The sequence below is a fragment of the Mycolicibacterium lutetiense genome (assembly GCF_017876775.1).
In the GTDB taxonomy this organism is placed as follows: domain Bacteria; phylum Actinomycetota; class Actinomycetes; order Mycobacteriales; family Mycobacteriaceae; genus Mycobacterium; species Mycobacterium lutetiense.
Map to the genome: position 1 here is coordinate 3,748,491 of NZ_JAGIOP010000002.1, position 22,804 is coordinate 3,771,294.

General features: G+C 67.4%; 23 protein-coding genes. 7 read left to right on the forward strand and 16 right to left on the reverse strand.

Features of this window, described 5'->3' with window-relative positions:
• The first annotated feature begins 15 nt into the window (after positions 1-15).
• Positions 16-2,070, forward strand: a complete 2,055-nt coding sequence (locus JOF57_RS27325; RefSeq protein ID WP_209922353.1) for a DNA polymerase III subunits gamma/tau — start codon at positions 16-18, stop codon at positions 2,068-2,070.
• Between the two features lie 6 nt (positions 2,071-2,076).
• On the opposite strand, the gene JOF57_RS27330 is transcribed toward JOF57_RS27325, so the two are convergent.
• From JOF57_RS27330 to JOF57_RS27345, 4 genes are all read right to left on the reverse strand, one after another.
• A complete protein-coding gene (locus JOF57_RS27330; RefSeq protein WP_209922355.1) occupies positions 2,077-3,006 on the reverse strand; it encodes an AraC family transcriptional regulator in 930 nt (309 codons plus the stop codon).
• Between the two features lie 34 nt (positions 3,007-3,040).
• On the reverse strand, positions 3,041-3,790 hold the full coding sequence (locus JOF57_RS27335) for an SDR family oxidoreductase (protein WP_209922358.1): 750 nt from the start codon (positions 3,788-3,790) through the stop codon (positions 3,041-3,043).
• Between the two features lie 86 nt (positions 3,791-3,876).
• Positions 3,877-5,190: a class I SAM-dependent methyltransferase gene (locus JOF57_RS27340; RefSeq protein ID WP_209922360.1), complete on the reverse strand. Its 1,314-nt coding sequence runs from the start codon at positions 5,188-5,190 to the stop codon at positions 3,877-3,879.
• Between the two features lie 13 nt (positions 5,191-5,203).
• Positions 5,204-6,583, reverse strand: a complete 1,380-nt coding sequence (locus JOF57_RS27345) for an FAD-binding oxidoreductase (protein ID WP_209922361.1) — start codon at positions 6,581-6,583, stop codon at positions 5,204-5,206.
• Positions 6,584-6,648: 65 nt separating this feature from the next.
• Here JOF57_RS27345 and JOF57_RS27350 point away from each other — a divergent pair, with 65 nt between their 5' ends.
• Positions 6,649-7,089: an SRPBCC family protein gene (locus tag JOF57_RS27350; protein WP_209922363.1), complete on the forward strand. Its 441-nt coding sequence runs from the start codon at positions 6,649-6,651 to the stop codon at positions 7,087-7,089.
• Between the two features lie 24 nt (positions 7,090-7,113).
• Here the strand turns inward: JOF57_RS27350 and JOF57_RS27355 are convergent, their stop codons facing one another.
• On the reverse strand, positions 7,114-7,899 hold the full coding sequence (locus JOF57_RS27355) for an Rv3717 family N-acetylmuramoyl-L-alanine amidase (protein ID WP_209923782.1): 786 nt from the start codon (positions 7,897-7,899) through the stop codon (positions 7,114-7,116).
• Positions 7,900-8,004: 105 nt separating this feature from the next.
• Between JOF57_RS27355 and JOF57_RS27360 the strand changes: the two genes are divergently transcribed.
• The 3 genes from JOF57_RS27360 (at position 8,005) to JOF57_RS27370 (ending at position 9,747) form a co-directional block, all read left to right on the forward strand.
• Positions 8,005-8,337 carry a YbaB/EbfC family nucleoid-associated protein gene (locus JOF57_RS27360; protein WP_209922365.1) on the forward strand — a complete coding sequence of 111 codons (333 nt, stop codon included), beginning with the start codon at positions 8,005-8,007 and terminating at the stop codon, positions 8,335-8,337.
• The gene (recR, locus tag JOF57_RS27365; RefSeq protein ID WP_209922367.1) at positions 8,338-8,949 is read left to right on the forward strand and encodes a recombination mediator RecR; all 612 of its coding nucleotides are present in this window, start codon (positions 8,338-8,340) and stop codon (positions 8,947-8,949) included.
• Between the two features lie 90 nt (positions 8,950-9,039).
• A complete protein-coding gene (locus JOF57_RS27370; protein WP_209922369.1) occupies positions 9,040-9,747 on the forward strand; it encodes an MBL fold metallo-hydrolase in 708 nt (235 codons plus the stop codon).
• A 2-nt stretch (positions 9,748-9,749) separates the two neighbouring features.
• Here JOF57_RS27370 and JOF57_RS27375 read toward each other — a convergent pair whose 3' ends face one another.
• Both JOF57_RS27375 and JOF57_RS27380 read right to left on the reverse strand, forming a co-directional pair.
• On the reverse strand, positions 9,750-10,460 hold the full coding sequence (locus JOF57_RS27375) for a type 1 glutamine amidotransferase (protein ID WP_209922370.1): 711 nt from the start codon (positions 10,458-10,460) through the stop codon (positions 9,750-9,752).
• A complete protein-coding gene (locus JOF57_RS27380; RefSeq protein WP_209922372.1) occupies positions 10,457-11,677 on the reverse strand; it encodes a Mur ligase family protein in 1,221 nt (406 codons plus the stop codon). The genes JOF57_RS27375 and JOF57_RS27380 overlap by 4 nt, the downstream gene beginning before the upstream one ends.
• 74 nt (positions 11,678-11,751) lie before the next feature.
• On the opposite strand from JOF57_RS27380, the gene JOF57_RS27385 reads away from it, so the two are divergent.
• On the forward strand, positions 11,752-12,741 hold the full coding sequence (locus JOF57_RS27385) for a DEDDh family exonuclease (RefSeq protein ID WP_209922374.1): 990 nt from the start codon (positions 11,752-11,754) through the stop codon (positions 12,739-12,741).
• A 14-nt stretch (positions 12,742-12,755) separates the two neighbouring features.
• Here the strand turns inward: JOF57_RS27385 and JOF57_RS27390 are convergent, their stop codons facing one another.
• The 3 genes from JOF57_RS27390 to JOF57_RS27400 all read right to left on the reverse strand — a co-directional run bounded on the left by JOF57_RS27390 (position 12,756) and on the right by JOF57_RS27400 (position 16,282).
• On the reverse strand, positions 12,756-13,142 hold the full coding sequence (locus JOF57_RS27390) for an SHOCT domain-containing protein (protein WP_209922376.1): 387 nt from the start codon (positions 13,140-13,142) through the stop codon (positions 12,756-12,758).
• 51 nt (positions 13,143-13,193) lie between these two features.
• On the reverse strand, positions 13,194-15,011 hold the full coding sequence (gene leuA / locus JOF57_RS27395) for a 2-isopropylmalate synthase (protein WP_209922378.1): 1,818 nt from the start codon (positions 15,009-15,011) through the stop codon (positions 13,194-13,196).
• A gap of 203 nt (positions 15,012-15,214) precedes the next feature.
• Positions 15,215-16,282 (reverse strand): lytic transglycosylase domain-containing protein, encoded by a 1,068-nt coding sequence (locus tag JOF57_RS27400; RefSeq protein ID WP_209922380.1) that lies wholly within the window; start codon positions 16,280-16,282, stop codon positions 15,215-15,217.
• A gap of 221 nt (positions 16,283-16,503) precedes the next feature.
• On the opposite strand from JOF57_RS27400, the gene JOF57_RS27405 reads away from it, so the two are divergent.
• A complete protein-coding gene (locus tag JOF57_RS27405) occupies positions 16,504-16,719 on the forward strand; it encodes a hypothetical protein (protein ID WP_209922382.1) in 216 nt (71 codons plus the stop codon).
• 21 nt (positions 16,720-16,740) lie between these two features.
• Here JOF57_RS27405 and mgtE read toward each other — a convergent pair whose 3' ends face one another.
• From mgtE to JOF57_RS27435, 6 genes are all read right to left on the reverse strand, one after another.
• A complete protein-coding gene (mgtE, locus tag JOF57_RS27410; protein WP_209922384.1) occupies positions 16,741-18,039 on the reverse strand; it encodes a magnesium transporter in 1,299 nt (432 codons plus the stop codon).
• An 83-nt stretch (positions 18,040-18,122) separates the two neighbouring features.
• Positions 18,123-18,767, reverse strand: a complete 645-nt coding sequence (locus tag JOF57_RS27415; protein ID WP_209922386.1) for a type II toxin-antitoxin system RelB family anti-toxin — start codon at positions 18,765-18,767, stop codon at positions 18,123-18,125.
• A 12-nt stretch (positions 18,768-18,779) separates the two neighbouring features.
• On the reverse strand, positions 18,780-19,967 hold the full coding sequence (locus JOF57_RS27420; RefSeq protein WP_209922388.1) for an NAD(P)/FAD-dependent oxidoreductase: 1,188 nt from the start codon (positions 19,965-19,967) through the stop codon (positions 18,780-18,782).
• Entirely contained in the window at positions 19,964-21,256 is a 1,293-nt protein-coding gene (locus JOF57_RS27425) for an FMN-binding glutamate synthase family protein (RefSeq protein ID WP_209922390.1), read from the reverse strand. Before JOF57_RS27425 ends, JOF57_RS27420 begins: the two co-directional genes overlap by 4 nt.
• Entirely contained in the window at positions 21,256-21,942 is a 687-nt protein-coding gene (locus JOF57_RS27430; protein WP_209922392.1) for a GltB/FmdC/FwdC-like GXGXG domain-containing protein, read from the reverse strand. The genes JOF57_RS27425 and JOF57_RS27430 overlap by 1 nt, the downstream gene beginning before the upstream one ends.
• Positions 21,930-22,799, reverse strand: coding sequence for a class II glutamine amidotransferase domain-containing protein (locus tag JOF57_RS27435; protein WP_209922394.1), 870 nt, complete (start codon positions 22,797-22,799; stop codon positions 21,930-21,932). The genes JOF57_RS27430 and JOF57_RS27435 overlap by 13 nt, the downstream gene beginning before the upstream one ends.
• Positions 22,800-22,804 lie beyond the last annotated feature (5 nt).

Consider the following 22,804-nt stretch of genomic DNA (forward strand, 5'->3'; position numbering starts at 1 on the left):
CGGTAGCCTTCTCCCGTGGCTCTCTACCGCAAATACCGGCCGGCAAGCTTCGCGGAAGTCGTTGGCCAGGAACATGTCACCGAGCCGCTATCTACCGCGCTGACCGCGGGCCGGATCAACCACGCCTATTTGTTCTCCGGGCCACGCGGCTGCGGCAAGACATCGTCGGCGCGCATCCTGGCCCGCTCGCTCAACTGCGAACAGGGGCCGACGCCCACACCGTGCGAGGTGTGCGATTCGTGCGTCGCACTGGCACCGAACGGTTCGGGCAATGTCGACGTCGTCGAGCTCGACGCGGCCAGCCACGGCGGTGTCGACGACACCCGCGAGCTGCGTGACCGGGCGTTCTACGCACCCGCCCAATCCCGCTACCGCATCTTCATCATCGACGAAGCGCACATGGTCACCACGGCCGGTTTCAACGCGCTGCTCAAGATCGTCGAAGAGCCACCCGAGCACCTGATCTTCGTGTTCGCCACCACCGAACCGGAGAAGGTGCTGCCGACCATCCGGTCGCGTACGCATCACTACCCGTTCCGGCTGCTGGCTCCGCGGACCATGCGCCCGCTGCTGGAGCGCATCTGCGCCGAGGAGAACGTCCACGTCGACGACGCGGTGTACCCGTTGGTCATCCGGGCGGGCGGCGGTTCACCCCGTGACACGCTCTCGGTGCTCGATCAGCTGCTGGCGGGCTCCGAACAGGGCGCCGACGGCAACCACATCACCTATCAGCGGGCCCTGGCCCTGCTGGGCGCCACCGACATGGCACTCATCGACGACGCGGTCGAGGCCCTGGCCGCCGCGGACGCGGCGGCGCTGTTCGGTGCCGTCGAAGCGGTGATCGACGCCGGCCATGATCCGCGGCGGTTCGCCACCGATCTGCTGGAGCGCTTCCGCGATCTGATCGTGCTGCAGGCAGTGCCCGACGCGGTCACCCGCGGTGTCGTGGACGCGCCGGCCGATGTGCTCGAGCGGATGCGTGAGCAGGCGGCCAAGGTGGGTTCGGCCACGCTGGCCCGCTACGCCGAGGTGGTGCACGCCGGGCTGGGCGAGATGCGCGGCGCCACCGCGCCGCGGCTGCTGCTGGAAGTGGTGTGCGCCCGGCTGCTGCTGCCCTCGGCGCATGACACCGAGTCGGCGCTGCTGCAGCGCATCGAACGCATCGAGACCCGGCTGGACATGTCGCTCCCGGCCGGTGAGGCGTCGTCGTCATCGGCGGCTCGGGCCGTCGAACCCGCCGCCGAGCCCGCCAAGACCTTCGCCCGCCGCAGCCAGGCTGCCCCGGCCGCCGCCCCTGCTGAGCCTCCTGCGCCTGCCCCCACGCCGCCCATTCCCGAACCGGTGGCTGCTCCCGAACCGGTGGCTGCTCCCGAACCGGTGGCTGCTCCCGAACCGGTGGCTGATCCCGAACCTGTTTCCGCACCGCCCCCGCCTGCTCCGAAACCCGAGCCGGCTCCGGAACCCGAGCCCGAGCCACCACTGCCGCCGGAGCCCGACTTCGAGCCCGAGCCTGCCCCGGAACCTGAGCAGGCGCCCCAGCCGGTGCAACCATCGGTGACACCGGGGGGTGAACCCAACGCCGCTGCGGTGCGCTCGATGTGGACGACGGTGCGGGAGAAGGTGCGCGAGCGCAGCCGTACCACCGAGGTCATGCTCGCGGGCGCCATCGTGCGGGCAGTCGAGGATAAAACCCTTGTGCTGTCCCATGACTCACCGCCGTTGGCCAAGCGGCTCACCGAGTCGCGCAATGCCGACGTGATCCGGGACGCACTGAAGGATGCACTCGGGGTGGACTGGCAGATCCGGTGTGAGGTCGGCACTGCGGAGGCGGCGCCACCGCCCCCGCCGAAAGCTACGAAGACCCCGCCACGGGTGCCCACCCGGCCGGGCCGCGTCATTCCAGAACCGGAGCCGGTGCCCGATCCCGAACCGCCGGCATCCCCGGAGGAAGAAGAGGCAGAGATGCTCGCCGAGGCTTCGCAGAGCGAGGCCGGGCCGCGTCGCGACCCCGAAGAAGTGGCACTGGAACTGCTCCAGAACGAATTGGGCGCGCGGAAGATCGAGAGCTGACGTCGCTCAAACTCCGCTGCCCCGGGCATATGCGCGGGGAGAGCGTCCGGTCACTCGGGTGAACGCGGTGGTGAACGCACTGGCTGACTGGTAGCCGGTCCTGGCCGCGATCTCGCCTATCGAGAGTTGTTCGGATTGCAGCATGTCTTTGGCCAGCGCTACCCGCCACTCCAGCACGTACTGCATCGGTGGCATCCCGATCGTGCTCGCGAAACGTTCCGCGAACACGGCACGGGACATGTTCGCGGTGCGGGCCAGCTTCTCGACCGTCCAGTGCTGGGCGACGCCGTCGTGAATCTCGCGCAGCACACCGGCGAGCGGCGGATCCGAAAGCCCGGCAATCAGGCCGTGCTCGCCGGCGGTGGGACGTTCGGTTCGGAACCGGCAGGCCTCGATCAGCAGTACCTCGACGAGCCGCTCCAAAATCGGTTCGCGGCACGGCCGTTGCGCGATCGCCTCATCGGTGATGAGTTCGACGATCCGGTTCAGGCGGCCCGAGCCGGATTCGTCGTGGCGGATGAGAATCGTTGGCGGAAGGAGCTTCACCAGCAGCCTGGCGTTGGCTCGATCGAAGCGGAAGTACCCGCCGAGCATCCGCATTGGCCCCGGTCCGTCGGTAGGCCCGTAGTGGGAATCGGCGGCCGGATGGAGCTCTACCTCGGTCGGTGCCAACGCAGGGTCGCTGGCCATCACGAAACTCGGCGTCTCGGGCAGTAGCAGGAAGTCGCCCGCGAAGAGTTCGACGGGATCGATACCGTCTGGGCTGAGCCAGCAGTTGCCCGCCAACATCAAACAGAAGGAGGGGTCGGAGTAGCGCGGCTTGCGGATGCTCCAGTCACCGGCTCCGCTGACGACCTTAGACAGCACGACCTGTGGGCGCAGCAACGGAATGACCGTCTCGAGCGGATCGGCGGCGCGGGCGATGTCAGCCGGCATGCCGCCAACATATCGCCCGAGCCAGGCCGATCGCCTAGCCTGCTGCGCTGCCGGCCAGTGCCACCGCGTCGGCCCCGGCCGGGAACCGCAGGCGGCCAGAGGTGTCGGTCGCGGCCCGGTAGACGGTCTCGGCGACGTCGGACTCGGTGGTGAAGACGGTGGCCTGCCCGAACGCTGCCAGGATCGGCGCGGCGAACGCCTGATACGGCTCGGGAATCAGTCCGTCCATCCGTGTTGCACCGTTGCTGGTGAAGCTGGTCGTCGGCCCGTAGCCGGGCTCGACAAGTTTGGCCGTCACGTTCACCGCGTCGAGCTCGAGTGCGAGCGAAGCGGTGAACCCTTCGATCGCCATCTTGCTGGCGGTGTACACCGCGGCCAAGGGCATTGCCGTCAAGGTCACGCTCGATGTCACGTTGACCATCACCCCTGATCCGCGTGCTCGCATCTGCGGCAACACAGCCTGTGTCATGGCCATCACGCCGAATGTGTTGGTCTCGAATACTTCTCGGATCGAATCCAGCGACATGGGCTCGAAGGCGCCGACGACGCCGATGCCCGCATTGTTGACCAGAACGTCGATCGGGCCACTGGCCTCGATCGCCGCCGAGATGCTGTCAGGGTCGGTTACGTCCAATGCCTGCAACTGGATTCGGCCCGAATCCGGGAGCAGCTCGGTGCGCGGCGTGCGCATCGTGGCGATCACGTTCCAACCGTTGCTGTGGAAGTGGCGGGCGGTTTCGAGTCCGTACCCTGATGAACAACCCGTGATGAGTACCGTTTTCATATCTCAAACGGTATTGGGCCCGGCGAAGACGATCAATAACGAATAGTCCGAAAAATGTTATCGATCGTCTTGCCCGGGTTTAGGTCCTAGGCCGCCCACCACGGCCGGAGCGGCAGACCGCCGTCATTGCCGTGCTCGTCGAGCTTGACGGCCAGAACCTGGTGTAGCTGAACGATATTCGTCTCGAAGCCGAGCCGGGACCCGGCCATGTACAGGCCCCACACCTTGGCGGTGGGCAGCCCGACCTCGGCGACGGCGGCGTCCCAGTGTTCGACGAGGTTGGCGCACCAGTCGCGCAGCGTCATGGCGTAATGGTGGCGCAGGTTCTCCTCGTGCACGACCTCAAGGCCGACGTCCTGCACCTCGGAGATGATGCGCCCGGAGCCGGTCAGCTCCCCGTCCGGGAACACGTAGCGGTCGATAAACCCTCCCGCGGCCGCTCCGCTTCTGTTGTCGTGACGGGTGATGCAGTGGTTGAGCAACAGCGCGCCGGGACGCATCTTCGACTTCAGGAAACCGAAGTACGACGGGTAGTTGTGCACCCCGATGTGCTCGGTGAGGCCGATCGAGGACACCGCGTCGAAACCGGTCTCGGCGATGTCGCGGTAGTCGCCGTGCCGCACCTCGGCCAGGTCTTCGAGCCCTTCTTTGACAATGGCCTGTTGTGCCCAGCGGGCCTGCTCTTTGGACAGCGTCACCCCGAGTGCGTTGACGCCGTGGCGCGCCGCGTAACGCACCATGCCGCCCCAGCCGCAGCCGACGTCGAGCAACCGGTCGCCCGGTTGTAGCCGCAGCTTCTCGAACACCAGTCGGTACTTGTTGTCCTGTGCCTCCTCCAGGCCGGCGTCGGCGTCCGGGTAGCACGCGCAGGTGTAGGTCATCGACGGCCCGAGCACCCATTCGTAGAAGGTGTTCGACACGTCGTAGTGGTGGTGGATCGCGTCGGCATCACGGGTCTTGCTGTGCCGCAGGCCTTCGACCACTCGCCGCCATCGCGGCAGTGCCTCCTGGGGCGGTGGCGCGATGGGCTTGAGGTGCTCGATCCCGATGGACCGGACGATGTTGGCCAGCACGCGGGCGGACGGCCGCTTGAACGCCATCTTCTCGGCCAGCGCGCACAGCAGCGGATACGGGTCGCCCGGATGTACCCCGTACATGTCCAGGTCACCGGACACATAGGCGCGGGCCAGGCCCAGATCGCCTTGGGCAGTGGCCAGGTATGTGGTGCCGCGTGGGGTCTTGAGGTCCAGTCCGAGGGCGGCATCGCCAGGGCCGGCGGCGCTGCCGTCGTAGGCGGTGAACTTCAGGGGTTGGGACCCGGACGCGAAGATCTCCAGGATCTCGGCGAGGTTGAGCTTGTGATCGCCTGCTTCCGTCGAGTGTTCTTTGAAGGTGGTCATCGCTGTTCTCCGTTCATCGGCGCAGGACGGCTTTCGAATACAGGTCAAACAGTCGCGAATCGGGGTCGTAGGATTTCTTGAGTGTCTGGTAGGCCTCGCCGCCGTAGAGTTCGTCGAAATCCTCACGCGGATAATAGGAATCCGAATACAGGGATTTGTGCCCGTCGAGTTCGCTGACCTTGGCCTCGATCAGCTTGTTGGTGTGGCCTTCGACCGGTCCGACCGGCACCGAGGACCAGAATCCGACGTTGACGTACGTGTGATGGGGCCGTAGTGGGTAGAGCGGCCAGCAGGATTCCTCGCGTAACCGGAGGGGGCACAGCCAGATCGGTTCGATCGGCACGTTCTTCAGGAACCAGTTCAAGAATGCCGCGCAGTTTTCCAGCGGTACCTCGATGTCCTGCACCACCCGCTCGCGGGGCGGGCGTCCATGGCGTTTCTCGATCCGGTCGGCGATGTCGAACCGCTGGTCGTAGCCGACCAGCTTCCAGTAGAAGCTGCTGCGGCGCAGCTTGCGTGGCCAGAACCGACGGATCGTCGGGTTCTGTGCGCCGAATGCCCGTGAACACCAGAACCAGTCGGTGTCCCATCGCCACAGGTAATCGTGAATCGTCAGCCGGTCGTGCTTTTCACCCTGCGCGTGCTGGATCGAGCGGTAGTAGATGTTCTGGCCGGTGTAGTCGCTGACCGGGCCAGGTGTCGTCGTCTTGAAGCCGACGCACAGATAGCTTTCGTCGGCGCTGAACACGACGCCGTCGAGGTAATCGACGGGCTCGCCGTCGAGTCCACCGGTCTCGATGATCCGATCCATCGCCGAGACCAGCCCGGCCAGTGAGTGAAAGCGCAGGTGACGCAGGGCGACAAAGGGTGTGACCGGCTCGAGTTCGATCCGTAGCCGGGTCGAATAGCCCAGCGTGCCATAGGAGTTCGGGAATGTCCGAAACAGTTCGGAATGCTGGTCCGGCGATGCGGTGACGATTTCGCCTGCCCCGGTGAGGATGTCCATCTCCAGCACCGATTCGTGCGGCAGACCATTGCGGAACGACGTCGACTCGATGCCCAGCCCGGTGACCGCACCACCCAGCGTGATGGTCTTGAGTTGCGGCACCACCAGGGGGGCCAGACCGTGCGGCAGCGTCGCCGCCACCAGATTCTCATAGGTGCACATGCCTGCCACGTCGGCGGTACGGGCTTCGACGTCGACCGCGATCACATTGGTCAGCCCCGATACGTCCAGACCCTTGACATCGCTGCGATCTCGCGCACGGAACAGATTCGACGTGGGCTTGGCAAGCCGCACCGTCGAATTGGGCGGTATGGCGCGGTAACTGTCCAGGAGGCGCTGCACGCCTAGGGCATGGGCAGCTTGTGCGTCAGTCGTAGCAACAGACACACATATACGCTAGTCGGAGGTTGCCAACGATGCACCCGCAGACACGAGCAAAAGGAGTTTCAGTCATGGGACAGGTCAGTGCGGTCAGCACGGTTCTGATCAACGCCGAGCCGGCCGCGGTGTTCGCCGCGATCGCGGACTACCAGACCGTGCGCCCGAAGATCCTTTCCTCGCACTACCGTGACTACCAGGTGCTCGAGGGTGGTCAGGGTGCGGGCACGGTGGCCAGCTGGAAGCTGCAGGCGACCGAGTCCCGGGTGCGTGACATCAAGGCGTCGGTGGACGTTGCCGGCCACACGGTGATCGAGAAGGACGCGAACTCCAGCCTGGTGACCAACTGGACCGTTGCCCCGGCGGGCGCCGGATCGTCGGTCAACCTCAAGACCAGCTGGACCGGTGCCGGCGGGGTCAAGGGCTTCTTCGAGAAGACTTTCGCACCGCTGGGCCTGCGCAAGATCCAGGACGAGGTGCTGGCCAACCTGAAGAAGGAAGTGGAGGGCGCGTAGCCCCCGACCATCGAGGACGGCGGGCTATCGTTGCTGTCCGCCGGCCTGGGTGCCCAGGTAGGCCACGACGCCGCGGGCGATGGCCTCGGCGTACTTCTGCTGACCGTCCGGGGTCTTCATCAGGCTGGAGTCGACCGGGTTCTTCATGTTGCCGCATTCGACGAGGATCGACGGGAACTGCGCCAGGTTGAGCCCGGCGATGTCCGAGCGGGCGTCCAGGCCACCGGAACCGATATAGGTGGCGGGCGGGATACCCGACGCGGACAGTTGATCGCGCATGGTCTTGGCAAACTGCACTGACGGTCCGGCCTGCGTGTTGTTCAGCGGCGGCGAAGAGTAGAGCACGTGGAAGCCGCGACCGTTGGCCGGGCCGCCGTCGGCGTGGATGGAGACGATGGCGTTGGGGCGCAGCGCGTTGGCCATCGATGCGCGTTCGTCGACGCACGGTCCCAGCGCGTTGTCGTTGCCGCGGGACATCGCGGTGCGCACCCCCATCTGGTTAAGGATGGCGCGAACCCGCAGGGTGGTGTCCCACGTGAAGGTGTGCTCGGGGTATCCGTCCTCGGTGGAGGTGCCGCTGGCCTGGCAGTCCTTGGTGCCGCCGCGGCCCGTCGGCACCTGGCGGCTGATCGATCCGTCGTTGGCGCCGTTGTGGCCGGGATCGAGGAAGACGATCATGCCGGCGATGTTCGAGGGGGCGGCGTTGGCGTGGGGAGCGTCGACGGTCGCGGAGGCGGCCGCAGCGATGACCACGCTACTGACAATTGAGGCGCCGACACGCACGCAGGCTGGGACTCGCACGGGCGCCACGCTAGCCCGCACGCCGACTAGGCTGAAAGCTCGAATCGCCGCCGACAGGCGAGAGCAACCAAGTCGAGACCAAGACGCAATCAACACGGCAAGGGGACCCAGTCAATGCAACCCGGAGGCACACCCGACATGTCGGCCCTGCTGGCGCAGGCGCAGCAGGTACAGCAGCAGCTCATGGAGGCGCAGGAGGCGCTGGCCAACTCCGAGGTGCACGGCCAGGCCGGTGGCGGACTGGTGCAGGTCACGGTCAAGGGCAGCGGTGAGGTGATCGCGGTGGCCATCGACCCGAAGGTGATCGATCCGTCCGATCCCGAGACCCTGCAGGATCTCATCGTCGGCGCCCTCGCGGATGCCTCCAATCAGGTGAACACCCTGGCCCAGAGCCGGTTGGGTCCGCTGGCCGGCGGTCTGGGCGGGTTCGGACTTCCGGGGCTGTGAGTGTTTGAAGGCCCGGTTCAGGATCTGATCGACGAGCTCGGCAAGCTGCCGGGGATCGGGCCCAAGAGCGCGCAGCGGATCGCCTTTCACCTGCTGAGCGTCGAGCCGCCCGACATCGATCGGCTGACCGCGGTGTTGGGTCGCGTCCGTGACGGCGTCACCTTCTGCGCGGTGTGCGGCAACGTCTCCGATGAGGAGCGTTGCCGGATCTGCAAGGATTCGCGCCGCGATGCCTCGTTGATCTGCGTCGTCGAGGAACCCAAGGATGTGCAGGCCGTCGAGCGCACCCGTGAGTTCCGCGGCCGCTATCACGTCCTGGGTGGGGCACTGGATCCGCTATCCGGTGTCGGGCCCGATCAGTTGCGCATCCGGGAATTGCTCAACCGGATCGGTGAACGCGTCGACGGCGTCGACGTGGCCGAGGTGATCATCGCCACCGACCCGAACACCGAGGGTGAAGCGACCGCGACGTATCTGGTCCGGATGCTGCGCGATATCCCCGGCCTGTCCGTCACCCGCATCGCCTCGGGCCTGCCGATGGGTGGTGACCTGGAGTTCGCCGACGAGCTCACTCTGAGCCGGGCATTGGCCGGCCGCCGCGCCATGGCTTGATTGCTTGCGCCGAGTGCGACGCAGACGTCGTTTCGCCGCCCCACGAACGACGCCAGCGTCACACTCGACGACGTCGGTAGCGTCGGAGCCATGCCCGACCTACTCCAGATGGCGGAATCGCTGTACCGGCTGCGGATTCCCGGCGGCCAGGCCCACCTGCTCAACAGCTACCTGTGGACCGAACCTGACGGCGCGACGTTGATCGACACCGGGTGGTCGGACAGTGCCGAGCTGATCGCGGATGCGCTCACCGAACTGGGTCGCCGACGAATCCACGTCAAGCGCATCGTTCTCACCCACTTTCACGAGGACCACTGCGGCGCGGCCGCCGAGATCGCCGGCTGGTCCGATGTGGAGGTCATCGCCGGCTCCGGCGACGCCGACTTCGTGCGCGGCACTCCGGGGCCGCTGCCGGTATTGACCGCGGGGGAGCGCACGCTTCGCCCCGATATCGACGAACCGCCGAACGGTCCGCCGTGTTCGGTGGACCGGGTGGTTGGCGACGGTGACGTTCTCGACTTCGCCGGCGGCGCCCGGGTGATCGGGGTTCCCGGCCACACCCCGGGCAGCATCGCGCTGTACCTGCCGGATGCCGACACCGTGCTCACCGGCGATGCGATCGCCGAGTTCGACGGACAGCTGATCCTCGGCGTCTTCAACACCGACCGGGCGGCCGCCTCACGTGCGGTGGAGATCCTCGCCGCCACGGGCGCACAGCGTGCCGGATTCGGCCATGGCGAGCCGATTCTCGTCGACGCCGCCGCACGGATCGGAGCGGCGGTCGACGCTTTCGCGTAGACCTACGCCCGGCGCGGGGCGGCCAGGCGTTCGCGGCGCAGCAGATCGACCTCGGGCAGGTTCAGCGGCGGCAGTTCGCCGACGACCTGCGAGAGCAGATGATCGGCCAGCTCCGGATTGCGCGCCAGGCATGGCCCATGGAGATAGGTGGCCATCACGCTGCCCTGCACGGCCCCGTCGAATCCATCGCCCAAGCGGTTGCCCGCGCCCTTGGTGACCGCGGCCAGTGGCCGGGCATCGGGGCCCAGAACTGTTCCGCCACGGTGGTTTTCGAAGCCGGTCAACGGCTGCGAAAGCCCGTCCAAGAGCGGCTTCGAGGCTACCTCGCCGATCGTGCGGGTCTCCTGTGGTGAGGTCGTGACGTCGAGCAGCCCGACGCCCTCGACCCGTTCACCGGCGGAGGTCTCATACCAGTGGCCGAGCACCTGGATGGCCGCGCAGATGGCCAGCACCGGCGCACCCCGCGAAACCGCTTGTTGCAGACCGGGATACCGGATCAGGTGCTTGGTGGCCAGCCGCTGCGCATAGTCCTCGGCGCCACCGAGGGTGTACAGATCCAGGGAGTCGGGCACGGGATCGTCGAGCGTGATCTCCACGATCTCGGCGTCGATACCGCGCAGCCGCAACCGTTGCCGCAGCACCACCGCATTGCCGCTGTCGCCGTAGGTGCCCATCACGTCGGGCAGCACCAGCCCGATCTGCACAGCACTCATGAGATCCGCCGATTCAGTTGCAGGAACGCGGTGTAGTTGGCGATCACCTCGACGTGCCCGGGTGGGCAGGAGTCGATCGCGGCGACGGTGTCGTGCACCAGTGAGTGTTCGACGCCGGCGTACCCGAGGCGCACGGCCAGGTCGGTGCCGCGCTCGCCGGCGGCGACCACGACCGTGTCGTCAAAATGTTCAAACCGGACATCCCACAACCAGGACAGGTCCTCACCGTCGGGCACCTGCCCGTTGACCGAGATGACGACGCCGGCCGCGTGCTTGTCCACCATCGACAACGCCTCCTGCCAGCCGGCCGGGTTCTTGGCGAGCAGGATCCGGGCGGTGTGCGCGCCGATCTGCACGGTCCGGTAGCGGCCGGCCACTTCGTCGACGGTCGACACGGCAGCCACCGCGGCAGCCGGGTCCGCGCCGAGCGCCACCGCGGCGGCGACGGCCTGGGTGGCGTTGCCGCGGTTGACGGCGCCAGGCAGGGCCAGCGTCATCGGAAGCGCGAGACCGTCGGGCCCGTAGATGTGGGTGTCGTCGAACCACCACTGCGGGCTGGGACGCTTGAAGTCACTGCCCGTCGAGCGCCAGTCCCGTCCGTCGCGGACGATGATCTCGCCCGAGCGCGGGCAGCTCACCGAGTCACCCGACCAGCTGCCGCCGGCGGCCACCCACACCACGTTGGGGCTGTCGTAGGCGGCCGAGGTCATCAGCACGTCGTCGCAGTTGGCCACGATCACCGCGTCGCGGTGGCGGGCCAGCCCGCCGCGGAGGGTGCGTTCGATGTGGTTGATCTCACCGACCCGGTCGAGCTGGTCGCGGGACAAATTCAGCAGAACGATCACCGACGGGTCAACGGCGTCCGACACGTGCGGGACGTGCATCTCGTCGACTTCCAGGGCCGCCAGCTCGGCGTCGCGCGCCGCGGCCAGTGCCGCGACCAGGCCGGCGTCCATGTTGGCGCCCTCGGAGTTACTGGCCACCGGACCGAGCGTGGCCAGCGCGGCCGCGGTCATCCGGGTGGTGGTCGATTTACCGTTCGTGCCGGTCACGACGACGCTGCGGCGCCCCTGGCCCAGCTGTTTCAGGATCGAGCGGTCCAGTGTCATGGCGACCAGTCCGCCGATCATCGCGCCCGCGCCGCGGCCGGTAACTCGCGACGCCCAGCGTGCGGTTGCTCCGGCGGCCAGTGCGGCGCGCCCTCGGATGGTCAGCATTCCGGCGATTTTAGGGGCACGACACGCAAGCGCGCCGGGCGACTCTGTCGGGCCTGCGTGCCATCCTGGCGAATATGAGCAGCGCGTGGGGCAGGCCGGCGGAGGAGCCGGGTGCGGGCTGGGCGGTCGTCGACGTGGAGACCACCGGCTTTCGGCCGGGCCAGGCGCGCATCGTCAGCGTCGCGGCACTGGCAGTCGGGGACGACGGCAATGTCGAGCGCAGCGTGGCCTCGCTGTTGAACCCGGGCGTGGATCCCGGACCCACGCATGTGCACGGGCTGACCGCCGAGATGCTGGAAGGCCAGCCGACCTTCGGCGACGTCGTCGATGAGCTGAGTGAGGTGCTGCGCGGGCGCACGATGGTGGCCCACAACGTCGGTTTCGACTACAGCTTCCTGACCGCCGAGGCCGAGCTGGTCGGGGCCGAGCTGCCCATCGACAGCGTGATGTGCACGGTGGAGCTGGCCCGTCGGCTGGCCTTGGGCACCGAGAATCTGCGACTGGAGACGTTGGCGGCGCACTGGGGTGTGAGCCAGATGAAACCCCACGATGCGCTCGACGATGCGCTGGTCCTGGCACAGATTCTGAAACCCACCCTGGCTAGGGCCCGCGACCGCAAGGTGTGGCTGCCGCTGCGGGAGGTGAGTCGCCGGACGTGGCCCAATGGTCACATCACCCACGAAGAGCTGCGGCCCTTGAAGATGCTGGCGTCACGGTTGCCGGGTGAGTACGCCAACCCTGGCGTCTTCGTGCCGGGACGGCCGCTGGTGCAGGGCATGCGGGTGGCGCTGTCGGCGGAGGTGGTGCGCACCCACGAGGAGTTGGTGGAGCGCATCCTGCACGCCGGGCTGTCCTACACCGACCTGGTGGACCAGCAGACCTCCCTGGTCATCTGCAACGAGTCGACGCCCGATCAGGGCAAGGGTTATCAGGCCGCCGAGCTGGGGGTGCCGCTACTCGACGACGAGACGTTCATGGGACTGCTGACCCACGTCGTCGGCGGCGCCGATATCGAGGAGTTCTGCGACACCCCCGCAGAGAGCGATCAGTACACGCTGTTCTGACTCAGCTCAGCGATCTAGCTCAGGGCCTTGGCCTTGAGCCCGTCGAATTCGGCCTGGGTGATCGTGCCGGCGTCCAGCAGAGCCTTGGCGTCGGCGATCTCCTGAGCCGGGGACCGGCCCGCTGCCTGGCGGATGTAGTTGTCGGTGTCCTGCTTCGCCGCCAGCGCCGCCGCCTGCGCGCGCTCGGACATGCCCTTGCCGCGGGCGATCAGGTAGACCAGCGCGGTCAGCCACGGCAGCACGATCAGGAAGACCACCCAGATGGCCTTCACCCAGCCCGAGGTCTTGTGATCACGCCAGAACAGGTCCGTGAGGATCTGGAACAGGACCAGCAGGTACGCGATCCAGGCGAAGATGATCAGGAAATGCCAGAGGAAATCCCATGTCGAGCCCCAGTCCATGACCACTCCTTGCAGTTGACTTCAGGCGCAGTGATCTACGCCTGACGTCAGCTAAACACGCGCGGCGCGGTTGACGGCAGATACGACCGCCCGAAGTGATGCAGTTGTGATTGAGGTGGCGATACCGACGCCCCAGACGGTCCTACCGCCGATCGACGCCTCGACATAGGCCGCTGCCTGCGCCTCTTCGCCCGACGACATCGCGTGCTCGGAGTAATCCAGCACATTGATGTCGTAGCCGATCGCGCCCAGGGCATCGACGAACGCCGCCAACGGGCCGTTACCCGCGCCGACGATCTCGCGCTCCACACCGTCGATCTTCACGATCGCGGTGATGGTGTCGGTACCACCGTCGACCTCGGAGGCCACCACCTTCTGGCGGATGCGCTCCAGCGGGGTGATCGGGGCCAGATACTCCTCGGAGAACGCGCCCCAGATCGCCTTGGGCGACACCTCGCCGCCCTCCCCGTCGGTGATCTGCTGAATGGCCTGGCTGAACTCGATCTGCAGTCGGCGCGGCAGCACCAGGCCGTGGTCGGCCTTCATGATGTAGGCGACGCCGCCCTTGCCGGACTGCGAGTTCACCCGGATCACGGCCTCATAGGTGCGCCCGACGTCCTTGGGGTCGATCGGCAGGTATGGGACCTGCCACAGGATGTCGTCAACATCCTGGTCGGCCTTGTCCGCATCGATCTTCATCTGATCCAGGCCCTTGTTGATGGCGTCCTGGTGGCTGCCGGAGAAGGCGGTGTAGACCAGATCGCCGCCGTAAGGGTGGCGTTCGTGGACCGGCAGTTGGTTGCAGTACTCGACCGTGCGCCGGATCTCGTCGATGTTGGAGAAGTCGATCTGCGGATCGATGCCGCGGCTGAACATGTTCAGACCCAGCGTCACCAGGCAGACATTGCCGGTGCGCTCCCCGTTGCCGAACAGGCAGCCCTCGATCCGGTCGGCGCCGGCCTGGTAGCCCAATTCGGCTGCGGCAACACCGGTTCCGCGATCGTTGTGCGGGTGCAGGCTCAGGATGATCGAGTCGCGCGGGGCCAGGTGCCGGCTCATCCACTCGATCGAATCGGCGTAGACGTTCGGGGTGGCCATCTCGACGGTGGCGGGCAGGTTGACGATCAGCGGCCACTCGGGTGTGGGCTTGATGACGTCTGCAACGGCGTTGCACACCTCGACGGCGTACTCCAGCTCGGTGCCCGTGTAGGACTCCGGGGAGTACTCGAAGCGCCACCGGGTCTGCGGGTGCTTCTTGGCCTCCTCGACGCACATCTGGGCGCCGTCGGTGGCGATCTTCTTGACGGCCTCGCGGTCGGCGCGGAACACCACGCGGCGCTGCAGGATCGACGTCGAGTTGTAGAAGTGCACGATCGCCTGCGGTGCTCCCGCGCAGGCCTCGAAGGTGCGCTCGATCAGCTCGGGCCGGCACTGGGTCAGCACCTGGATGGTCACGTCGTCCGGGATCGCGCCGCCTTCGATGATCTCGCGGACGAAGTCGTAGTCGGTCTGGCTGGCAGAGGGGAACCCGACCTCGATCTCCTTGTAGCCCATCCGTACCAGCAGGTCGAACATGCGGCGCTTGCGTGCCGGGCTCATCGGGTCGATCAGGGCCTGGTTACCGTCGCGCAGGTCGACCGCACACCACATGGGGGCTTTGCCGATGACGCGGTCCGGCCAGGTGCGGTCGAACGGGGCGCCGGTGCCGAAGGCCGGGCTGCCGCCGGGGACCTCGTCGGCAAAGCTGCGATAGCGGTCGACCGGCATGGATGAGCCGCGCTGGGTGTTCCAGACGGGCTGACCGGGATTGGGGCCGCCGGATGGAGTGGTGATGGTGCGAACGGATGTGTAGGCGTCTGGGCTGGTCATGATGTCTGCTCCGGGAGTTGAGTGGGGACTCGACCGGCGCATCGCAAAAAACCCGCGACGGGAAGCCGGTCTGGTCAGACCCCGTCGCGGCGTCCGAGAAGGAGCATCCGCTGCACGCGGTTAACTGTACTCCGGGGGCCTGGTTGGCCAAAATGCCGCGAGGTGCCGGCGGCCCGGGCCGTTGTGCCGTGGATTCCGCGGCGTCAGCGGGCACCGCCGGAACGGCCGTTGCCGAACTTGACAGTGCCGGTACCGGTGCTGCGCCGGGACCCGCTCGTCGTGCTTGTCCTGGTGTTGGTGGAGCCCTCGCTCGTCACTGAAGATCCCGGCCGGCGTGTCGATGAACCGGTGTTGCGGTCGTCGTCTCGATGCACGGTCTTGTCCGGTGTGGCGGTGGCGGTTTCAGCCGACCCCGCAGCCGATGCGGCGGGGCCGTCGACCGCGCGCACAGCGACGCTCGGCGGCCGCGGCGCGGTGAGCGACGGCAGGTTCACCGGAGCCACACCGGTGGCGTAGGCCAGCGCCCAGCCCAGCACGTTGGCGACGTAGGCCATCGAGTGGTTGTAGCGCAGCACCGCGTTGGTCAGCTGCGCCTGGTCGCGTAGGTCCGCACCGTCGCTGCAGAGGTAGCGGGCCGCGGCCAGGGTGGCATCGAAGAGGTTGTGCGGATCGGACTGACCGTCGCCGTCGCCGTCGGCGCCGTGCAGCTGCCACGTGCTCGGCAGGAACTGCATCGGCCCCAGCGCGCGGGCGTAGGTAGTGCCGCCGCCAAAGCTGCCGGCGACGATGATCTCGTTGCCCGGCAGTGAGCCGTCGAGGGTGGGGCCATAGATGGGACTGACGGGGTCACCGCGTTCGTCGGCGGCGCCGCCGAACGCATGGGTGGATTCGACGTACCCGATCCCGGCGAGCAGGCTCCAGGTCACACCGCAGTCGGGTTGGCTCTGCGTCATCATGGCGTCCGCGTTCTGGTAGGCCGCCAGGGCGATCGCGGGGATGTGCACCGCGCCCGGTGCCTGAACCTCCCGGGGTGGCGGTGGCCCCGTCGTAGCCGGCGCCGCGGCAGTTGGACGCGCCGACGGCGCCGCCGCCCAGGGGTGGCCGGCGAGGTCGGGCAACGGCAGGACCGCGGCCACCGGCCGTATCCGGGTCTCCTGGACCGGGCCCACCAGGCTGGGCGCGACGGCGACCGCGCTGGTCAACGCCATCCGAACGATCACGGCGAGGCAGTTGGATGCGTCGCGGACCGTTCGACGGGCACGGTGGCGCATGGAACAACAGTTACACACCCGCGTCGCTGCCTGCCAACTCCCGACACGCCGGGCCTCGCGGCTGACGGGTGCTTCCCCCGATCAGGGGAACGCAACTTCACCCCTCTGATCGCCTGATCGCCGGACAGACCCGGGGCCGTCCGGGTCGCATTCTTGTATCAGTGGCCGAACAAGCCGCCAAGCAAACCGAAAAGCCAACGGAGACAGAAGGAGTCACGATCATGACGAAGTTCACCAAGGCCCTCGCACTGCCCATCCTGTCCGCAGGCGTCTTCGGCGCCGTCGCACTCGGTCTGGCCGGCACGGCCGCCGCGCAGGAACCGCACGGTGCAGGCAACCTCTACAGCCCCGACACCTACGCCACCCCGGCCCCCGGAATGAAGCCCGGCTGGCACAACCACCACGGCCCGCAGCGGATCACCAGCATCTACGAGTAGTGATCCCCGGGTCCGTTTGCCCTATAAGCCCGCGAGCTGCGGCAACGTGAGATGCGCGATCCAGAAATAGATCATCAGGCCGGTGCCGTCGACGATGGTTGCGATCATCGGTGCCGACACCACCGCCGGATCCACCTTCACCTTTTTCAGCACCAGCGGGAGCACCGACGACACCAGTGACGCCCACATCACGATGGCCGCGACCGTCAGGCACACCGTCAACGTCACCGCTGGGCCGACGCCCAAGGTCCAGGCCCGCACCATCGCGGCGGCCGCCATCGCGATCGCGATCAGCGCACCCGTCGAGAGTTCCTTGGTGACGATCGCGGGCACATCGCGGAACCGGATCTGGCCGGTGCCCATCGCGCGGACCAGGGTGGTGGTGATCTGAGTGCCCGTGTTGCCGCCGGTGCCGATCAGCAGCGGAATGAAAAACGCCAGGGCGACAACGGCTTCCATCTCTTCCTCGAAAGCCCGCAACACCGTCCCGGTATAGGCCTCGGCGGCGAAGAGCACGAGCAGCCACACGATGCGTTTGCGCCACAGCAGCCATGGCGAGGCCCGAAGGTAGGGGACCTCCAGTGGTTCCGAACCGCCCTGACGCTCGGCATCCTCGGTCGCCTCCTCCTCGGCGATCTCTACGGCGTCATCCTCGGTCAGGACGCCCAGCAGCCGGCCTTCGGCGTCGACCACGGGCAACTCGTCGAGTTTGTGATCGATGAGCGTCATCGCCGCCTCCTCCACGTCGGTCAGCGGTGCGACGGTGACGACAGCGTCGAGCAATTCGGCGACCGGCCGATCGGCGGCGGTCAGCACGAGGCTCCGTAGCCGCACCGCGCCCAGTAGAGCCTTGTCAGATCCGACGACATAGACGTACGCCCCGGTCGGATCGTGCGGCCGGTCGGCGGCGTGCGCACGGATCTGGTCCACGGCTTCGCCCACGGTCGCCGTCGGTGCCAGGGTCAGGACGTCGGGCTGCATATGGGCCGCCACCGAATCCTCGGGCCACGACAACACCGTGCGCAGCACCTGGGCCCGGTCGATGGCCATCGCCCCCAACAGCGAGTCGCGTCGGGAGTCGCCGAGCCGGCGCAGGATCTCGGCGGCCTGCGGAGCGTCGAGTTCGTTCAGCAGACCGGCCCCGGCGGGGACAGGTATCGCCTTGAGCACCCTGGCGGCCAGGTCGTCATCGATGGTCGTGAGAAGTTCGGCGCCGTTGGCGGTATCGAGCAACTCGCCGAGGTGGCGCCGGTCTGCGGCCGACAACCCGGCGATCTGACGCAAATCGACCACGGTCTTGCCGATTTCGGCACTGCTCATGCGTCTCCTTCATGTCCCCGGCCGATGTTTACAACTAGCCGACCCATGTTTACGCAGTATGAGCAGAAGGTGTCCAGAAAGTCCTAGACCTGGGAATCGGGGAAGGCGATCACCGACAGGAACCGGATCGGCAGTTCGACCAGGTCAACCGGCCCGTGCGCGCCTTCCCCGTCGATCTGCAGTGAGTCGCCCGGCTGCAGCCTGTAGACCGAGCGGCTGTGGCTGTAGTCCATGACGCCTTCGAGCATGTAGATGAACTCGGTGCCCGGATGCTGGAACAGCGGGTAGGTCTGACTCTTCTCGGTCAGCGTGACGTGCAGGCATTCCAGACGCTTGTGTTCGCCGCGCAGGGAGCTGAGTAGTTGATACTCATGGCCCTGTTTGGTGCCGTTGCGCACGATTTCCGGACCGGTGCCCGACTTGACGAAGGCCGCCGGGCGTTCGACGTCGGCCCCGCGGAACAGGCTGGTCACCGGGACGTCGAGGCCCTTGGCCAACAGCGCCAGGGTGGACAGGCTGCACGAGGTCTGCGCGTTCTCGATCTTGGACAGCATCGCCTTGGAGATACCGACCCGCGTGGCCATGTCGGCGACGGTGAGCCCGTGCTGTTGGCGCAGCTGACGCACATTGCGCCCGATCGCAGCCTCGAATTCGAGTTCCTCGACCGGTTCGTTCGGATCGCGGTCGCGAGCTGTCCCCGTATTTCGGAGCAGCGGCAGGTCGCTCACAACACCCCCGGTCTATCGCATCTCCCCGGCACCGACGTACGGGTACCGACTCTTGAGCAAATTGTCCTCTTCGAACCGGGCCAGCCGGAAATCCGACTCGGGTATCCGCGGGTCGGAACTGCGGCCCTCGGTCACCAGGTCGGCGACCAGCCGGCCCACCGCCGGAGCGATCTTGAAACCGTGCCCGCTGAATCCGGCCGCGACCAGCAGGCCGTCGATTCCGGTCGCGGAGATGACGGGGTTCCAGTCCGGCGTGACGTCGTAACAGCCGGCGTAGCTGCCGCTGATCGCCGCGTCACCGAAGCCCGGAAAACGGGTGCCGACCTTGTCGACGGTCAGGTCGATGAAACCGTCGGTGGCCCGGTTCAGGTAGTCGTCGGGATCGGCGGGCTCCAACTCGGCCAGGTCGGAGTTCCCGAACAACAGCTCGCCGTTGGGTTCGGGCCGGATGTATTGCAGTGAGACCAGGTCGGAGAACACGGGGACGGGGCCCGTGTCCACCCCGGGTTTGATCGTCACGATCTGTTCCCGGTGCACGCGGATCGGCACGTCGACGCCGTAGGGCGCCAGGAACGGCCGGGTCCACACGCCGGTGGCGACGACGACGGTGCCTGCCGCGAGCCGGGTACCGTCGGCCAGTTCGACTCCGGTGGCCCGGTCCCCGTCGAGCACCAGTCCGGTCACGTTGGCGCCCTGTCGGATTCGCACCCCGGCGGCCCTGGCCGACGCCGCGAACGCCTGCGCGGTCTGATAGGCGTCGCCATATCCGCCGCGGGCCTCCCAACCGAACGCCGCGAAGGGTTCCAGGTCGGCCCAGGGCCACAGCTCGGCCACGTCGGCGGCATCGATCTCCTCGGTCTGCACCCCGACCTCGCGTTGGGCGGCCAGGCTCTGGCGCAGGTTCTCGACGTTGGGTTCACCGACGCCGACGACATAACCGGTCCGCCGGAACCCGATGTCGGTCCCGAAGTACTCCTCGGCTTTCTCGAACACCTCCAGCCCGACGGCGGCCATCGCCGCCAGTGAGCTGACCCCGTAGTGGCAACGCACGATCCCGCTGGATTTCCCGGTCATCCCGGAGCCGACAGTATTGCGCTCCAGCACAGTCACATCGGTGACGCCGCGTTGGCTCAACGCCCAGGCTGCCGCTGCGCCCTCCAGCCCGCCGCCGACGATGACCACGTCTGCGGTGGCGGTCACTGGCCCGGAATCCAGTTCGTGCCGGCCAGCGGAACCCGCGCCATGGCGGCAGCCTCGATGGTGACCGCGACCAGGTCCTCGGGCTCCAGATGACAGACATGGGCCTTGCCACACGCCCGGGCGATGGTCTGGGCCTCCATGGTCAGCACTCGCAGATAGTTGGCCAGTCGTCGGCCGCCCTCGACCGGGTTGAACCGGGCCGACAGTTCCGGGTTCTGGGTGGTGATGCCCGCCGGATCGCGTCCGTCCTGGAAGTCGTCGTAGAAACCGGCGGCGCTGCCGAGCTCCTCGTACTCGGCCGCGTAGCGGGGGTGGTTGTCGCCCAGCGCGATCAACGCGGCGGTACCGATCGCGACCGCATCGGCGCCCAATGCCAGGGCCTTGGCCACGTCGGCGCCCGAGCGGATGCCGCCGCTCACGATCAACTGCACTTGGCGGTGAACGCCCAACTCCTGCAGCGCCTGCACCGCCTGCGGCACCGCAGCCAGGGTCGGGATGCCGACGTGTTCGATGAACACCTCCTGGGTGGCGGCCGTACCGCCCTGCATGCCGTCGACCACCACGACATCGGCCCCGGCATGCACAGCCAGCTTCACGTCGTAGTACGTGCGGGTGGCCCCGACCTTGACGTAGATAGGCTTCTCCCAGTCGGTGATCTCCCGGAGCTCGTTGATCTTGATGGTCAGATCGTCGGGGCCGGTCCAGTCCGGGTGCCGGCACGCGCTGCGCTGGTCGATGCCCTCGGGGAGGGTACGCATCTGCGCCACCCGCGGGGAGATCTTCTGTCCCAACAGCATTCCACCGCCACCGGGCTTGGCGCCCTGGCCGAGCACCACCTCGATGGCGTCGGCCTTGCGCAGGTCGTCGGGGTTCATCCCGTAGCGCGAGGGCAGGTATTGGTACACCAGATGCTTGCTCTGCCCCCGCTCCTCGGGCGTCATGCCGCCGTCGCCGGTGGTGGTCGAGGTGCCCGCCTCGCTGGCCCCGCGGCCCAGGGCCTCCTTGGCCGGCCCGGACAGCGCGCCGAAGCTCATGCCCGCGATGGTGACCGGAATATCCAGGTGCAGAGGATGTTTGGCGTTCCGGTTGCCGAGGATTACGTCGGTGCCGCAGCGTTCCCGGTAGCCCTCCAAGGGGTACCGCGACATCGATGCGCCCAGGAACAGCAGATCATCAAAATGGGGTAGTGGGCGTTTCGCCCCCCAGCCGCGGATATCGTAGATGCCGGTCTCGGCGGCCCGTTGGATGTCGGCGATCGTGGATCGATCGAAGGTTGCGGATTCGCGCATCAGTACTCGCTCGCGTTGTCGACGTGGAAGTGGTAGAGGTTTCTGGCCGAGCCGTAGCGGGTGTAGGCCGCGGTGTCGTCGTCGCTGAAGCCACTGGCTGCCAACAACTCCGCGAGTTCGGCGTGGTGCTCGGCGCGCATCGGCTTGGCGATGCAGTCCGCGCCCAGCGAGGCCACCTCACCGCGCACGTAGATTCGGGCCTCGTAGATGGAGTCGCCCAGCGCCTCCCCGGCGTCACCGCGCACCACCAGCCGTCCCGCCTGCGCCATGAACGCGCTCATGTGGCCGATGTTGCCGCCCACCACGATGTCTACCCCCTTCATCGAGATTCCGCAGCGGGCAGCCGCGTCGCCCTCGATGACCAGCCGCCCGCCGTGCGCGGTGGCGCCTGCGGACTGCGAGGCATTTCCGGTGACGCGCACGGTGCCGCTCATCATGTTCTCGGCGACCCCGGTCCCGGCGTTGCCGTTGATGGTGACCTCGGCGAGCTGGTTCATCCCGGCCGCGTAGTAGCCGACATGACCTTCGACGGTCACGTGCACCGGGGCGTTGAGGCCGACGGCCACGTTGTGGGCGCCGTCAGGATGCGCGATGACGTGGTCACCCTCGACGCCCGGCTGGTGCAACGCCGCGTTGACCTCACGCAATGGTGTTGTGCGCAGGTCAAACCCAATTAACGTGTCCATGCGTAGACCACCTCGGGTTCCGGTTCCCAAATACGTGCGTGCTCGATCCCCGGCAGCCCGGCCAGGGCCCGGTACTCACTGGCCATCGCCACCCAGTCGGCGGTCTCGGCGATCACGGCGGGCTTGCAGGCGATGGCATCGCGCACCACCGCGAACGAGTCGTGATCGGAGACCAGCAGGGTGTAGAAGCCGTCAAAGGTGGCGCACAGCTCCTTGAGTGCGGTCGCCACATCGCGGCCCGCGGCCAGTTGTTCGGCCACGAACCGGGCGCCCACCTCGGTGTCGTTCTCGCTGTCGAACGTGACACCCGCCCGGCGCAGCTCGCGGCGGATGGTGGCGTGGTTGGCGAAAGATCCGTTGTGCACCAGGCATTGGCCGGGCCCGACGGTGTAGGGATGGCAGCCCGACGGGGTCACCGCCGACTCGGTGGCCATCCGGGTGTGCCCGACGCCCTGCCAGCCCTGGGCCTTGGACAGGCCCCAGGCCTCGGTGAGCGCTTGGGGATGGCCGACCCCTTTGAGCACGGCCAGATCGGCGCCGAACCCCGAGATCAGCGCGGTCGGGTAGGCCGCGCGCACCAGGCTCAGCAGCTCCTCGGAATCCATGTCGGCTGACAGCAGATAGGTCGAATCGACCTGCACCACATCCACATCCGGACCCAGCTCGGGTGGTTCAGCGATGTCCGTCACCGAGACACAGCCCTGCCCGTACGGCGACCACTCAGGGTCCCCGTAGACCGCGATCCCCGCGGAGTCGGCCCCACGGTCGGACATTTCGCCCAGCATCGCGGCGAGCAGTTCGCCCAGCCGCGGGTACAGCCCCGGTGTGCGCAGGTGTAGTCCCACGATCCCGCACATGTTGT